The organism is Paraburkholderia caballeronis, assembly GCF_900104845.1.
Taxonomy (GTDB): Bacteria; Pseudomonadota; Gammaproteobacteria; order Burkholderiales; family Burkholderiaceae; genus Paraburkholderia; species Paraburkholderia caballeronis.
In genome coordinates this window covers 940,847-955,258 of the sequence record NZ_FNSR01000003.1, presented here as the reverse complement: position 1 = coordinate 955,258, position 14,412 = coordinate 940,847, and the positions used below count along the sequence as shown (strand labels likewise).

General features: G+C 68.7%; 8 protein-coding genes. 6 read left to right on the top strand and 2 right to left on the bottom strand.

Going from position 1 to position 14,412, the window contains the following annotated elements; translation table 11 throughout:
* Positions 1–64: 64 nt before the first annotated feature.
* From BLV92_RS30840 to BLV92_RS30825, 4 genes are all read left to right on the top strand, one after another.
* On the top strand, positions 65–1,198 hold the full coding sequence (locus BLV92_RS30840; protein ID WP_167627174.1) for an efflux RND transporter periplasmic adaptor subunit: 1,134 nt from the start codon (positions 65–67) through the stop codon (positions 1,196–1,198).
* On the top strand, positions 1,195–4,266 hold the full coding sequence (locus BLV92_RS30835) for an efflux RND transporter permease subunit (RefSeq protein WP_090552969.1): 3,072 nt from the start codon (positions 1,195–1,197) through the stop codon (positions 4,264–4,266). The genes BLV92_RS30840 and BLV92_RS30835 overlap by 4 nt, the downstream gene beginning before the upstream one ends.
* Positions 4,267–4,390: 124 nt before the next feature.
* Entirely contained in the window at positions 4,391–5,833 is a 1,443-nt protein-coding gene (locus BLV92_RS30830; protein ID WP_167627173.1) for an efflux transporter outer membrane subunit, read from the top strand.
* Positions 5,834–6,246: 413 nt separating this feature from the next.
* Positions 6,247–8,835: a sensor domain-containing protein gene (locus tag BLV92_RS30825; RefSeq protein WP_090553206.1), complete on the top strand. Its 2,589-nt coding sequence runs from the start codon at positions 6,247–6,249 to the stop codon at positions 8,833–8,835.
* 110 nt (positions 8,836–8,945) lie between these two features.
* Here the strand turns inward: BLV92_RS30825 and BLV92_RS30820 are convergent, their stop codons facing one another.
* Together BLV92_RS30820 and BLV92_RS32285 are read right to left on the bottom strand one after the other, a co-directional pair.
* Positions 8,946–11,150 carry a phosphocholine-specific phospholipase C gene (locus BLV92_RS30820; RefSeq protein WP_090552965.1) on the bottom strand — a complete coding sequence of 735 codons (2,205 nt, stop codon included), beginning with the start codon at positions 11,148–11,150 and terminating at the stop codon, positions 8,946–8,948.
* A 46-nt stretch (positions 11,151–11,196) separates the two neighbouring features.
* A complete protein-coding gene (locus BLV92_RS32285) occupies positions 11,197–11,355 on the bottom strand; it encodes a hypothetical protein (RefSeq protein WP_166676728.1) in 159 nt (52 codons plus the stop codon).
* 469 nt (positions 11,356–11,824) lie between these two features.
* Between BLV92_RS32285 and BLV92_RS30815 the strand changes: the two genes are divergently transcribed.
* Positions 11,825–13,231, top strand: a complete 1,407-nt coding sequence (locus BLV92_RS30815) for a Do family serine endopeptidase (RefSeq protein WP_090552963.1) — start codon at positions 11,825–11,827, stop codon at positions 13,229–13,231.
* 242 nt (positions 13,232–13,473) lie between these two features.
* Positions 13,474–14,253, top strand: coding sequence for a DeoR/GlpR family DNA-binding transcription regulator (locus tag BLV92_RS30810; RefSeq protein WP_090552962.1), 780 nt, complete (start codon positions 13,474–13,476; stop codon positions 14,251–14,253).
* Positions 14,254–14,412: the final 159 nt, after the last annotated feature.

The following is a 14,412-nucleotide window of genomic DNA, read 5'->3' as shown; positions in this document are numbered from 1 at the left end:
AGCTCGTTGCAACAGTCGGCATCCCATTCGGCAAACCGGTAGCACTCGAAGCGGGGAGAGTGGCATGGCGGGTACGAGGATCGTTGACGCGACGGAGCGCGCCGGCGGCGATACGCGCCGCGCCGCGCAAGCCGTCACGGCCGCGCTGCTGGCGGCCATGCTGCTGCTTGGCGCGTGCAGCCGGCAGCGCGAGGAAAGCGCGCAGACCGGCCCGCGCCCGGTGCGGGTGGCGACGGTCGGCGGCGGCGCGGCCGCGTCGCTGCGCGAGTTCGCCGGGCGGGTCGAACGTTCGAGCGTGTCGCCGCTCGCGTTTCAGGTGCCGGGCCGCATCGTCGGGTTCGCGGTGCGCGACGGCCAGCCGGTCGCGAAGGGACAACTGATCGCGCGGCTCGACGACGTGCCCTATGCGCTGGTGCTGCGCCGCGCGCAGGCGCAATACGCGCAACTGGCGGACGACGTGAGCCGCAAGGCGGTGCTGAATCACGAGAACATCCTGTCCGATGCGGCGTTCGACCAGTTGAAAACCGCGCTCGAAGCGGCGGCCGTGCAGCGGGATCTCGCGCGGCGCGACCTCGACAACACGCGGCTCGTCGCACCGTTCGCCGGGCGCGTCCTGCAACGCAACGTCGAGACCGAGCAGACCGTGCAGGCCGGCATGCCGGTCGTGAGCTTCGAGAACGCGACGCGCGTCGACATCGGCATCGAACTGCCGCAACGCGTAGCCGAGGCGCTGCCGCTGAACGGCGGACTGCGCGCGCAGGCGTGGACGCCCGACCGGCCCGACCAGCTGTTCGACCTCGCGTATCGCGAGAACTCGACGGTCGGCGGCCCTGGCGCGTCGTCGTACCGGCTCGTGTTCAGCACCGTGCGTGCGCCGTCGGTGCGCCTCTTGCCGGGGATGGCGGTGCGGGTGCGCGTGCTCGGCGCGCTGCCCGCGCCGGCGGCGGCGCAGGCGACGGTGCTGACCGTGCCGTTCGGCGCGCTGTCGGTTGCGCCGGACGGCGGCCATCGCGTCTGGCGGCTTCAGGACGGCGACTCGCGCGTGCATGCGGTAGCCGTGACGCCGCGCGAATTGCGCGAGGCGGACGGCGCGGTGGTGGTCGAAGGCGATCTGCATGCGGGCGACCGCGTCGTCGCGGCGGGCGCGCAGCTATTGCGCGACGGCGACGCCGTGCGGCCACTCGGAGACCTTCGATGAGTTTCGCGCGCGCGTTGATCGAGCGCCCGCTGATCGCCTGGGTGATCGCGCTCGCATGCCTGATCGGCGGCCTCTATGCGTACGTGAACATCGGCCGGCTCGAAGACCCGAAGTTCACGATCAAGACCGCGATCGTCGTCACGCGTTTTCCCGGCGCGAGCGCGGAGCAGGTCGAGAGCCAGGTGACCGATCTGCTCGAAAGCTCGATCCAGCAGATGGAGCAGGTCGATTTCATCACGTCGCGCTCGCTGCCCGGTTATTCGGAGGTCCGCGTGAACATCCGCGACCGGTTCCGCTCGCCGGAACTGCCGCAGATCTGGGACGAACTGCGCCGCCAGGTGTCCGACGTCGCGCCGCGCCTGCCGGCGGGCGCGGGGCCGACGATCGTCGTCGACCGTTTCGGCGACGTGTACGGGATGTTCTACGCGCTGACCGGCTACGGTTATACGAGCGCGGAACTGCATCGGTATGCGCGCGAACTGCGGCGGCAGTTGCTGACGCTGCCGGACGTGTCCGACGTCGTGATCGCGGGCAACCAGCAGGAGCAGGTTCGCGTCGACGTCGATCAGGCCGCGCTCGCCGCCGCGAACCTGTCCACCGACGACATCGCGCAGGGCCTGTTTTTGCAGGGCGAAATGCGCGCGGCCGGCAGCGTGCGCGCGGACGCCGCGAACCTGCGCATCGCGCCGACCGGCCTGCTCGACAGCCTCGACGGCGTGCGGACGCTGCCGGTCGGCAACCCGGGCGCGCCGATCCAGTTGGGCGACCTCGCGCGCGTCGGCTACGGCTACGCGTCGATCCCGACGCAACTGATCCGCTACAACGGCGAACCCGCGCTGACGATCGGCATCAGCGCGCGCGCGAACGTGAACGTCGTGCAGGTCGGCAGGGAGGTGAAGGCGAAGATGCTCGAACTCACGCGCGACCGGCCCGTCGGCATGGAACTGCACGTGCTGTACGACCAGCCCGAGACGGTCGATGCGAGCGTGCGCGGCTTCATCATGGACGTGTTCCTGTCGGTCGCGATCGTCGGCATCGCGCTCGGCGTCGGGCTAGGCTGGCGCGCGGGCGTGGTGCTCGGCGTCGAACTGCTGCTGTCGATCCTCGGCACGCTCGCGCTCATGTACGCGTTCGGCATCGAACTGCAGCGGATCTCGCTCGGCGCGCTGATCATCGTGATGGGGATGCTGACCGACAACACGATCGTCGTCTGCGAAGGGATGCTGGTGCGCGTCGAGCGCGGCGAGTCGCACGTCGAAGCGGCCGGCGCGGTGCTGCGCCAGCAGCAGTGGGTGCTGCTCGCGTCGACGGTCGTCGGCATCCTCGCGTTCTCGGGGATCGGGTTGTCGCCGGACGCGGTCGGCGAGTTCTGCGCGTCGCTGTTCGCCGTCGCGGCGATCTCGCTGCTGCTTAGCTGGGTCATCGCGGTCGGGCTGACGCCGCTCGCCGGTTATTACCTGTTCCGGCCGAAGCCGCAAGACGCGGGCGCAGCGTACGGCTCCGCGATCTACGTGCGCTACCGGCGCACGCTCGACTGGGTGATCCGGCGGCGGGTCGGGGCGATCGCGGCGCTCGTGCTGCTGACCGTCGCGGGGCTCTGGGGCTTCCGCTTCGTCGGGCAGAGCTTCTTTCCGGCGTCGACCACGCCGATCTTCTACGTCGACATGCGGATGCCGCGCGGCACCGACATCCGCACCGTCGCGGAACGCACGCGCGCGGTCGAGACGCTGCTGCTCGCGCAGCGCGGCGTCGATCACGTCGGCACGTACATCGGCGGCGGCGCGACGCGGTTTTTCCTGGTCTACGATCCGGAGACGCCGAACCCCGCGTATGCGCAGTTCATCGTGACGACGCACAGCGCGGCGGACATCGATCCGCTGGTGCCGCCGCTCGTCGAGAGGCTGCGCCGCGAGCATCCGGAGGCGCTGTGGAGCGTGTCGCGGCCGAGTTTCGGCCCGGCGAGCGGCGAGCCGATCCAGGTGCGCTTCAGCGGCCCGGACCCGGCGGTGCTGCGCCATCTGGCCGAACAGACGGAAGCCGCGCTGCGCGCGGACCGCGAGATCGACCTCGTGCGCGACGACTGGGAAACGCCGGTTGACGAGGTCGAGCCGGTGTTCGACGACGTGCGCGCGCGCAACGCGGGCGTCACGCGGCGGCAGTTCAGCGACGTGCTCGCTTATGCGACCGAAGGGCTGCCGGTCGGCGTGTTCCGCGAGGACGACCAGATCATCCCGGTCGTGCTCGGCGAGCCGACGGCCGCGCGCGGCACCGACCGGCTCGCGGGGCTGCAGGTGTTCAGCGCGACGCAGCGCCGGTATCTGCCGCTCGCGGACGTGATCGACGGTTTCGCGATCCGCACCGACGAAGGCGCGATCGCGCGCCGCGAGCGCATCCGCACGCTGACCGTGCGCGCGGGCGTCGAGTACGGGCGCAACAGCGTCGCTGTGTTCGAGCGCGTGCGCGGCGCCGTCGAGGCGATTGCGCTGCCGCCCGGCTATCGCGCGGAATGGGGCGGCGAGCACGAATCGTCCGCGCAGGCGCAGGCGAGCCTGTTTCGCCAGTTGCCGATCGGCTTCACCGCGATGGTGCTGATCGTGCTGTTCATGTTCGCGCGCGTGAGGTCGGCGCTCGTCGTGCTGGTGGTGCTGCCGATGGCGATCATCGGCGTGACGTTCGGGCTGCTGGTGTTTCGCGGCGAGTTCGGCTTCATGGCGCTGCTCGGGCTGTTGAGCCTCGTCGGCATGATGATCAAGAACGGCGTGGTGCTGGTGCAGGAACTCGACGCGCAGATCGCGGCGGGCGTGCCGCGGATGCGGGCGGTGGTCGACGGCTCGATGAGCCGGCTGCGGCCGGTCGGCCTCGCGGCCGGCACGACGATACTCGGGATGGTGCCGCTGCTGTGGGACCCGTTCTTTCGCGACATGGCGATCACGATGATGGCGGGCCTCGCGTTCGCGACCGTGCTGACGATGGTGGCGGTGCCGGCGCTGTATGCGCAGTTCTTCTCGATTCGCGACACGGAGAGCGGCGACGCCGCGCCGGCGGGAGACGGGCGTGAGAACCGGTGATCGATGCGGATGTGCCCGCGGGCCGGGGCGTGGACGTGGCCCCGCACCGGCACTTGCACCCAGACGGCGGTGCGGACGCGGACCCGGCGGCGCTCGCGCGGCCGCGCGTGCCGCCGCCGCGTGCGTGCTTGCGGCGCTGCTCGTGTCCGGCTGCTACCGGCCATTGCGGCTCGATTCGGCGCAGCCGCTGCCGCCGAAGTTCGCGGAAGCCGACGCGGCCCAGGCCGCGACGCCGGTCGAAAGCGACGCGCAACTGGCCGAATGGTGGACGCTCTACCACGACGGCACGCTCACGCAGCTGGTGACGCTCGCGCTCGCGCAGAACCACGACATCCGCCTCGCGGCGACGCGGCTCGACGAGGCGCGCGCGACGATCGTCGCCGCGCGCTCGCAGCTTTTTCCGATGGTCGGCGCGGGCGTCGAGGGGTTGCGTTATCACGGCGGCGAAACGGAACTGGAGTTGCAGCAGCTGCTCGGCGTGAACGACCTGACCGTGCAGATGTGGCGCGTCGGCGTGCAGGCGCAATGGGAGGTCGACGTGTTCGGCCGCAATCGCGCGCGGCTTGCCGCGACGCGCTCGCTCGCGACGGCCGCCGCCGGCGACGCGCAGGCGGTCCGGCTCGCGGTCGCGTCGGCGGTCGCCGATCTGTACGTCACGTATCGCGCGCTGGTCCGGCAGCGCGCGCTGCTCGCGCAGAGCGAGGCGATCGCGCGCGACTTCGTCGCGATCGCGGGCAGGAGCTATACGGCCGGCGTCGTGCTGAGCACGAGCATCAACGTCGCGCAGGCGGCGCTCGCGCAGGTCGGCGCGCGGCAGCAGGAAATCGACGCGGCGATCACGCAGGCAAGGCTCGGACTGGAGAACCTGTGCGCGCAGCAGCCGGGCGCGTTCGGCGACCTGCTCGCCGGCGATGCGGGGTTGCCGGCGGCGCTGCCGGCGATCGGGCCGGGGCAGCCGGTCGACCTGATGATGCGCCGGCCGGACCTGATCGCCGCCGAGGCGCGGCTGCGCGCGAGCATCGCGCAGTCGGACGTCGCGCGGCTCAACTACTGGCCGACGTTCTCGCTGAGCGCGCTGCTCGCGCGCAACGGGCTCGATCTCGCCGGCCAGGCGATCGGGCCGAGCACGTTCTGGCTGTTCGGCGCGGGCGCGGCGCTGCCGCTGATCGACTTCGGCGCGCGGCGCTCGCAGATCGAGCTGTCCGACGCGCGCGCGAACCAGGCGTTGCAGGCGTACGAGCGGACGGCGCTCGCGGCGCTGTACGACGTCGAGCGGGCGCTCGCGCGGCTGAACCGGCAGACCGCGCAGCGGCGGATGCGCGACGCGGAAGTGGCCGAACGCGAGACGGCGCTGCACAAGGTGACGCGGCGGCTGGCGGTCGGCGACGCGGGGCGCGCCGAGGTGGACGACGCGCGGGTCGCGCTGCTCGAAAGCCGGTCCGCGCAGGTGCGCGACCAGGCGGCCGAGGTGCAGGCGCAAGTCGCGCTGTTTCGCGCGATGGGCGGCGGCTGGCGGATCGACGATCCGGGCAGCGGCGCGCCGGCGGCGGCGCGTGCGGACCGTTGAGCGGTTTTTGCGGCGGTGGTTTTTGCGGCGGCGGGTTTTGATCGGTGGGTTTTGATCGGCGGGCTCGATCGGCGGGCTCGATCGGCGGGCTCGATCGGCGGGCTCGATCGGCGGGCTCGATCGGCGGGCTCGATCGGCGGCGACCTTTCGAATGGCCTTCGGTGGCCGGAACCGGGCGGGTTTCGTTGCGCGTTTCGGCATCCTTCCCGTCGAGCACGGAAGCTGCGCCGGCCCTATACGTCGCGCGAACGGCGGGTTCCGCACATTCGCGCGCGGCTTCCGGCATAGTGTTCCGGCAATGGCTGCGCTATTCTCGTTCAGTGGCCCGCGCCGGTGGCGGTGCGCGGCCGATGCGAACCTTCGCGGGCGTGGTTCCGCGGTCCGGCGGCAACACCGAAAAGGCGGGCGAAGACATGAGCAATGCGGACGCAGCCGAAATTCTTGTCCAGGTTCTGGCGCAGGTGCCGGACGCCGTCGTGCTCGTCGACGAGCACGACGAGGTCGGTTTCATCAATCCGGCGGCCGAGGTCCTGTGGGGGCTGACCGCTTCCGCGGTGCAGGGGCGTCACGCGGGCGCGCTGTTTCCGCAGGGGTTTCGCGCATCCGGCGAACGCGTGCCGGCCGATCTCGCGGGCCACGCGGCGCTCGCGGTCTTGCCGGAGCATATCGACGGGCTCGGCGCGAGCGCGACCGACGTGCCGATCGAGCGTCCGGACGGCGCGATCCGCCAGGGCGCGCTGTCGGTCTGCGAATTCGACGTGGCCGGCCGGCGCTTTCGCGCGGCGTTCGTGAAGGACGTGACCGACCAGCAGCGCCAGCGCGACGAGTGGCTGCGCCTTGCGATGGTCGTGAACAGCAGCGACAACGGCGTGATCGTCGCGGGCCTCGACGGGCGCATTTCGTTCGTGAACGCGGCGATCACGAAGATGCTCGGTTACGAACTGGACGAAGTTGCCGGACGGCGGCTGTTCGAATCGTTCGTCGGCCTGCACACCGACGCCGACGCGGTCGAGCAGTTGCACCGGATCGCGGAGCGGCAGCCGCTCGTCGATGCGTTTCGCCATGACGTGCTGCTGTACACGAAGGCCGGCCGGCCGATCTGGCTGTGCATCGGCATGACCGTCGTGCGCGACGACGCGAACCAGCCGGTCAACGTGCTCGCGGTGCTCACCGACATCACGCTGACCAAGATGCACGAGGAGCTTCAGCAGAAGGTGCTCGACGCGATGGCGCGCGAATTGCCGGCCGCCGAGGTCGCGCGGATCCTGTGCGTCGAGGTCGAGCGGATCGCGCCGGAGGTGACGGCGTCGTTCCTGCGCGTCGACGCGGAAGGGCGGCTCTTCACGCTCGCCGCGCCGCGCCTGCCGCAATCGGTCACGCGGCTGATGGACGGCGAGCCGATCGGCCCGTGCGCGGGCTCGTGCGGAACCGCCGCGTGGCGCGGCGAGCCGGTCGCCGTCACCGACATCGCGACCGATCCGCTATGGACCGCCTACCGCGATCTCGTGCAGCCGCTCGGGCTGGCCGCGTGCTGGTCGTATCCGGTGAAAGGCACCGACGGCACGGTGCTCGGCACGTTTGCTTTCTACTACCGCGATCATCACGGCCCGGTCGCGTTCCATCAGAGCCTCGTCGAAATCGGCCTCAGCCTGTGCGCGCTGCTGCTCGAACGCGAACGGACCCGCGCGCGCATCCATCAGCTTGCGTTTCGCGACACGCTGACCGGCCTGCCGAACCGCACGATGCTCGAAGCCGAGGCCGAAGGGCTGCTGAAGGACGCGCGCAACGACGGCTGGGATCTCGCACTGGTGTTCATCGACCTCGACCGTTTCAAGCGCGTGAACGATACGCGCGGCCACGCGACCGGCGACGAGGTGCTGTGCGAGACCGGCCGCCGCTTCAAGTCGGTGCTGCGCGAAGGCGATCTGCTCGGCCGCCTCGCCGGCGACGAGTTCGTCGCGATCCTGCCGCACTGCGGCCCGCAGCAGGCGCAGAACGTCGCCGAGCGGCTGTTGGCGGCGATCGCGCAGCCGGTCGTCGTGGGCAGTGCGACGATCCACGCGAGCGCGAGCGTCGGCATCGCGATGTTCCCGGTCGATGGCCCGGACGTCGAAACGCTGCTGCGCCACGCGGACATCGCCATGTATCACTCGAAGGGCCAGGGGCCGGGCGGCTACAGCTTCTTTCGCGCGGAGATGAACCGCTACGTGCAGGAGCAGGCGCTGCTGGAAGCGGACCTGCGCGTCGCGCTGCAACGCGATCTGCTGACGCTGTGCTATCAGCCGCAGTTCGGCGGCGCGAACGCGCAGGAACTCGACGGCGTCGAGGCGCTGCTGCGCTGGCAGCATCCGACGCTCGGCGCGGTGTCGCCGGCGCGTTTCGTCGTGCTGGCCGAGGAATGCGGGCTGATCGGCGAACTGGACAACTGGGTGATGGAGCAGGCGTGCCGGCAACTCGCGGACTGGCGCGCGCGCGGCGTCGATATCCCGCGCATTTCGATCAACCTGTCCGCGAGCGATTTCCGCGACTGCATGCTCGCGGATCGGGTCGCGCGCACGCTGCTGGCCCACGGGCTGCAACCGCGCGACCTGACGCTCGAAATGACCGAGAGCGTGATGCTGAGCGACGAGCCGATGGTCGCGTCGATGATCGCGGATCTGCACCGGCTCGGCGTGAAACTGTCGATGGACGATTTCGGCACCGGATATTCGAGCCTCGGCGTGCTGCACAAGCTGCCGCTCGACGAACTGAAGCTCGACCGCAGCTTCGTGCGCGACCTCGATCACAGCGACTCGGCGCGTGCGCTGACCGCGACGGTGCTGCGCATTGGCGAGATGTTGCGGATGAAGGTGGTCGCCGAAGGGGTGGAGACCGACACGCAGCGGCAATTCCTGCTCGACCATGGATGCCCGGTGTTGCAGGGGTATCTGCTCGGGCGGCCGATGCCGGCGGATCAACTGGAAACGTGGGTGCGCGGGGTGAGCGTCAGTTCGCACGCGTGACGCTGGCGGTTTCCGCGAACGCAATGCAATACAACGCGGCCGGCTTCGCGCCGGACCGTGCGCAGGCACGGCCGACGCGGCGCCGGCCGCATCGTTTCGGATAACTGCCTTTACGCGCTGACCTTCAACTGGTTGCCGATCGCGTTGCCGCCCAGCGCCGGATCCGAGATGCCGTCCTTGCCCGTCTCGACGCGGCCCGCGAAGCGGCGCGTGTAGCCCGGCAAGCCCTTCGCGGTCAGCGTGAAGTCGTACCAGTGGCCCGACTGCTGGAGCGGCCAGTGCATGATCGTTTCGCCGCGCGGCTCGACGCGCGCGGTCCACGGCTTGTGGTCGAAATACGCGTTCGCGGTGACGGTCACCTCGACCGGCGCGAAACCGGTGTTGTGCACCTTCAGATACAGATTGCCGTTGTTCGGATCGTACGCGACCTGCACTTCCGGATTCGCGCCGGCGACCGCGCGCCGGCCGGTGAAATGCCGGTGATAACCGGCCGGGCCGAGCACCCACAGGTCATACGCGCCGTTGTCGGCGGTGACGTCCCAGTGGCCGCTCAACTGCTTGCCCGGCTCGACGGTGTAGCGGCGCGGCAGCGCGTCCAGATGGTTGCGGTCGTACACGTGGAACACGGCGGCGACGTCGCCGCTGTTCGCGAAGATCAGTTCGACGTCGCCGCCGCCGAGCGGCACCCGCGCGCTCGTATGCAGTTCGTACGGCAGCGCGCGCGAGCGGCGCACGCCGGTTTCCTGCACCGGCAGCGACGGTTCGGCCGGCGTGACCGGCGTCGTGGTTTTCGTCAGCGTGCGGCTCTTCGCGTCGAGATCGGCGGTCGGCGGCAGCAGCGACATCACACTGTCGTTGTTCGGGTTCCTGAAGTCGAAGCACGACGTCAGGTCGCCGGCCACCGCGCGACGCCACGGGCTGATGTTCGGCTCGAACACGCCGAAGCGTTTCTCGATGAAGCGGATCGTCGATGTGTGGTCGAACACCTGCGAGTTCACCCAGCCGCCGCGGCTCCACGGCGACACGACGTACATCGGCACGCGCGGCCCCATTCCGTACGGATGATGCACGTACGGCAGCGTCGACGTGATGCCGCCGACGTCGTCGCCGAGATAGTCGTCGAACGGATTGACCGTCGATGCGCCGGCGAACTGCGCGCGCGCCGGGTTCGGGTCGTACGTCGAATACGACGGCGGCGCGGGCGGCGGCACGTGGTCGAAGAAGCCGTCGTTCTCGTCGAAGTGCAGCAGCAGCACCGTCTTGCTCCACACGTCCGGATTCGCGGTCAGCGCGTCGAGCACTTCCGCGATGTAGTTCGCCCCTTGCAGCGGGCTCGATGCGCTCGGGTGCTCTGAGCCTGACGACGTCGCGCAGATCCACGACACCTGCGGCAGCGTGCCGGCCATCACGTCGGCCTTCAGGTCGGACAGCTCGCGCGTCTGGATGCCGCGCGCATACAACTGCTGCTGCCACTGCGTGCGGGTCGCGGGGCTCGCGGCGTTCGCGTCGCGGAAGTTCTTGAAGCCGAGCAGCGAGTTCAGCGAATAGTCCTCGGTCGACGGCTTGTACACCTGCCACGTGATGCCGGCCGCCTGCAGGCGCTCCGCATAGGTCGTCCACGTATAACCTTCGGCGATCGGGCCGTTCGCGATGTTGTTGTAGCTGTTGTCGAGCGCCGGGCCGTTGTAGACGCCTGGTTTGTTCGGGTTGTCGCGGCCGTGGTTCGTGCCGGTGTAGATGTAGCAGCGGTTCGGGTTCGTGCCGCCGGTGAACGAGCAGTGGTTGTGGTCGCAGATCGTGAACGCATTCGCGAGCGCGTACTGGAACGGGATGTCCTGGTCCGTGTAATAGACCATCGACGCGTTTTTCTTGTACTGCGGCCAGTTGCTCATGCGCCCGCCGTCCCATGCGCCCTGCGCGTCCGGATACAGATGCGGCGTGTCGGCGGTCCGGATCAGGCTGAAGTTCGCGCCGGTGTCGTTGTGCTGCGGCGACAGGATCGCCGGCGTGCCGCCGTCGAAACGCTGATACCAGACCGTCTTGCCCGTGAGATTGGAGACGTTCGGCACGGGGATCGGGAAGCGGTCGCCGAAGCCGCGCACGCCACGCATCGCGCCGAAGTAATGGTCGAACGAGCGGTTCTCCTGCGTGAACACGACGATGTGCTCGACGTCCTCGATCGTGCCTTTGCGATGATGCGCGGGAATCGCGAAGGCCTTGCGGATCGACGGCGGAAGCATCGACAGGGCCGCGGCGGCGCTCGTGGCTTGCGCCGACTTGATCAGGAAGCTGCGACGGTTGTTGTTGACGGTCATTGTGGGTCCTGGTGAGCGAGAAGGGATACGGGGCTGTTTTCTGTTTTCACGGCGCGGAGCGCAGGCCGGACGGCGCGCTGTTCGTCACGCCGCTGTCCTGCTGCGCGTTCGACGAAGCGGCGACGGTGTCGTCGCCGCCGCAGGCGGACAGCGTGATGCACAGTACGACGGGCAACGCGAAGAGAAGGATCGGTCTCTTGAGCATGGCGGGTAGTGGCAGATGGAAAAATGAGAATCGTTGTGCGGGAGACGATTGGGGCCGTCGTTCGCATCCTTCTCAGAAGGTTAGGGACGCATCATGTCAACCCGGTTAAGCCGGACGTCAGCTAGCCGACGGATGGGTAACAAAACGTAACGGCTTTCGATTTCGATTTCGATGATCGGTGTCGGCGTGGGTGCGGTTGCGAGCCGGACGTGGGCGGTATGCCGATTCATTCGAATCACAATGAATGAGCGCGGGCGGTGCTGGCGCGATTTCGGGTGCCGTTTATTTGTTCGTGCGCGACGATCGTTGCCCGATCCACGAGTCGATTGATCGGGGAGACAACGCGCGTTTCGCAACCTGGGGAAAGTACGATGACGGCTGTCGATCCGCAAAATCGAATGTTTAAGATTCCTTTAAGCGCCCGCACGTACCGTACGCCTTCCTGAAACTGAAGGGTTGCACGAGCACTATGGAAGCAAAGACTCGGTCGCGCGGCGTGGTGGTCGCCGGCTTCGCGGTAGCGGTTCTCGGCGCGTATGCGGCCGGGCATCATAACGCCGTCGGCGGACAGCCGATCGTGCAGGGCCTGGAGCCGGTCGCCGCGCAGGTGCCGTCCGCAGCCCCGTCCGTCGCCCCTTCCGGGACGCCGGACTTCTCCGCGATCGTGTCCGCCTACGGGCCGGCGGTCGTCAACATCCGCGTGAAGCATCTGGGAGGCCAGTCCGCCGACGGCAGCGATCAGCCGAGTTCGGCGCTCGGCTCGGGCTTCATCATCAGCAGCGACGGCTACATCCTGACCAACTGCCACGTCGTCGACGGCGCGGACGAAGTGACGGTCAGGCTCGCGGACAAACGGTCGTTCCATGCGACGGTGGTCGGCGCGGACAAGACGACCGACGTCGCGGTGCTCAAGATCGACGCGGACAGTCTGCCGACCGTGAAGATCGGCGATCCGTCGCAGAGCAAGGTCGGCGAGTGGGTCGTTGCGATCGGCTCGCCGTACGGGCTCGACAGCACGGTCACGTCGGGGATCATCAGCGCGAAGGCGCGCACGATGTCCGACGACGCGGCGACGCCGTTCATCCAGACCGACGTGCCGGTCAATCCCGGCAACTCGGGCGGCCCGCTGTTCAACCTGAAGGGCGAGGTCATCGGCATCAACTCGATGATCTATTCGCGCACCGGCGGTTTCCAGGGGCTGTCGTTCGCGATCCCGATCGACGAAGCGATGCACGTGAAGGATCAACTGGTGAAGCATGGTTCGGTGAGCCGCGGCCGCATCGGCGTCGGCGTGCAGTCGCTCGATCAGGACGCGGCGAAGTCGCTCGGTCTCGATACGCCGCGCGGCGCGCTGGTCGGCTCCGTCGATCCCGATGGTCCTGCCGCCGCCGCGGGCGTCCAGAACGGCGACGTGATCCTGTCGCTGAACGGACAGCCGGTGACGGATGCGAACGAACTGCCGTCGCGCGTGATGCAACTGACGCCGGGCGCTGACGTGCCGATCGAGATCTGGCGCCACGGCGCGCAGAAGAAGCTGACGCTGACGGTCGGGACCGCGCAGTCGTCGGCGCAGCGCGCAGCGGGCGCCGAGCCGCGTCCGCATGCGGCGCCGGCGAAGCTGGGGGTCGCGGTGCGGCCGTTGACGGACGACGAACTGCAACAGGCCGGCGTGGATTCGGGTCTGCTGATCGAACAGGTTCAGGGACCGGCGGCGCGCGCGGGGCTGCAACCGGGCGACATCATCGTCGGCGTGAACGACACGGCGGTGAGCAGCGTCGACGAGTTGCGGCAGATGATTGCCGGTTCGCGCGGCCGCGTGTCGATCGTGATCGCACGCGACGGCGCGCAGATGTCGGTGCCGGTCCAACTGGGCTGATAGCGATTGTTCGTTCGAACACGCGGGACGGCAGGCCGTGAGGGTTGTCGTCCCGTTTTGCTTTAAGTCGTTCACGTCGAGGTGGGCGCCGTCTCCAGCCTCGTTTCATCTGTTCCACCCGCTCTTTCCCGTAGTGCGCGCGGGTCCGGGCAAGGGCTTGTCCGGATGGGTCTGTCCCGCACGGTTCGTTCGAACACCGCTTACAATAGGGGCCGCTTCTTTCCGAACTTCCGAACCGGATCATGGCCCGAGACCCCCGCTTCACCCTGAATGCCCGCCAGCAGGAACTGATCGAATGGGTGCAGCGCGAAGGCTTCGTGACCATCGACGATCTTGCGTCGCACTTCGACGTCACGCCGCAGACCGTTCGCCGCGACGTGAACCAGCTTGCGGATCAGGGCCTGCTGCGGCGCTATCACGGCGGCGCGACGCTGCCGACAAGTTCCGAAAACGTGTCGTACACCGCGCGCCAGCGGATGTTCCATGAAGAGAAGCGGCGCATCGCGACGCTGGTCGCGTCGTATATCCCGGATCAGGCCTCGCTGTTCATCAATCTCGGCACGACGACCGAGGAAGTGGCGCGCGCGCTGGGTCATCATCGCGGCCTGCGCGTAATCACGAACAATCTGAACGTCGCGAACATGATGAGCGGCTACCCCGAATGCGAGGTGCTGATTACAGGCGGTATCGTGCGGCCGTGGGACAAGGGGATCGTCGGCGAACTGGCGATCGACTTCATTCGCCAGTTCAAGGTCGACTACGCGATCATCGGCACGTCCGCGATCGAGGCGGACGGCACGCTGCGCGACTTCGATACGCGCGAGGTTCGCGTTGCGGAGGCGATCATCGAGCATGCGCGGCTCGTTTATCTGGTCGCCGATCATTCGAAGTTCGGCCGGCCGGCGCTGGTTCGCCAGGGGCATCTGAACCAGATTCATGCGCTGTTCACCGACAAACCGCTGCCGACCGAGATGACGGAAACCGCGGCGGCAGCGAATACGCAGGTGTACGTCGCGGACTAGCTCCGGTTCCGGCTCGTTGAGCCGGGCCGCGTGTTGCGCTATCTCGGGCGTCTTTCGGTTTCGGCCGCTTTCCTCCCTGGCTTTCCTTCATTGCCGCTACGCCAACGCGGCCGCACGATCGTGCCTGGCTGCCCGCCTGGCCGGTTGCCTCGAACGACC